Annotated in this window: 1 protein-coding gene; it reads left to right on the top strand. The window is 66.5% G+C overall.

Going from position 1 to position 1101, the window contains the following annotated elements:
• Positions 1-1101 (top strand): hypothetical protein (locus ACRDSQ_RS14270; RefSeq protein WP_431421548.1); only part of this gene is annotated, 1101 nt, incomplete at both ends.

Here is a 1101-nt window from a genome sequence, read left to right on the forward strand (position 1 = left end):
GTTCTACTTCGCGGCGCTGTGCGACCCGACCGCGAACACCAACGGCATCGGCGTGGTCAAGGGCACGTTCGTGGGCGGTGCGCTGGTGTGGCAGACGCCGCAGGTGGTCATCTCGGGCAACAACAACTCCGTCATCTACGACAAGGAATGGCTGGCGGTGGATCCGACCCAGGGCAACCTCTACCTGATCTACGCCAAGTTCACCTTGGGAGTAAACGCGACCAACCAGATCGACTTTCAGCGCAGGGTCTCGCCGCTCTTCATCTGGTCGACCCCCACGACGCTCTCCTCCGGCGCCGACGCCGGCCGGGTGCAGGGTGCGCGGGTCGCTCTCGGGCCCGCGGGGGAGGTCTGGGTGACCTGGAATGCAATCGGTAAGGGTAAGGGTAACGGTTTCCCGCCCGAGCCCACCGACGAAGATCACATGAGGGTGAGACGTGCACCCGCGGGCGGAAGCTCCTTCGGCGCCGAGGTGACGGCCGTCCACCAGTACACCAACTTCGGCAACGGGGCGCCCGGATTCAATCGCGGCACCGGCTTCGCGTTCCCCGGCATCGCCATCGACCGGAGCGGCGGGCTCCACAACGGCCGCGCCTACCTCACCTGGAACGAGTCGGTCGATTTCTACAACGACAACTTCGACGGTGTTCCCATCATCAACGAGTCCGAGCCTAACGACACGCCCGGGACCGGCGACTCATTCACGATGGGCGACAGGCTCTCGGGCAACATCAGCTCGAGCACCGATTTCGACTACTGGAGCTTCTCCGGGACCGCGGGCCAGACCATCATCTGCGAGTACGACGGGAGCGGCGCCCCGAGCCTCGATCCGTCGTTCCGGCTCTTCTGCACCGACGGCACCACCCGCCTGGGGTTCTCCGAGCCCGGCCTCGGCGGATTCGGGCTCATCGTCTTCACCCTCCCCGCCACGGGGACCTATACCCTCCGCGTCGCGGCGTTCTCCGGCACGGGCGCGTATACCATCAGGACCGTCCTCAACGGCACGGTCACCGAGCGGGCCCGCGACCACCGCGACGTCTTCACCTGCTTCTCGGACAACGGGACGGCCTGGTCGACACCGGTCCGCGTGAACGCCGAGCC

It is taken from the genome of Actinokineospora sp. (assembly GCF_050699995.1).
In the GTDB taxonomy this organism is placed as follows: domain Bacteria; phylum Actinomycetota; class Actinomycetes; order Mycobacteriales; family Pseudonocardiaceae; genus Actinokineospora.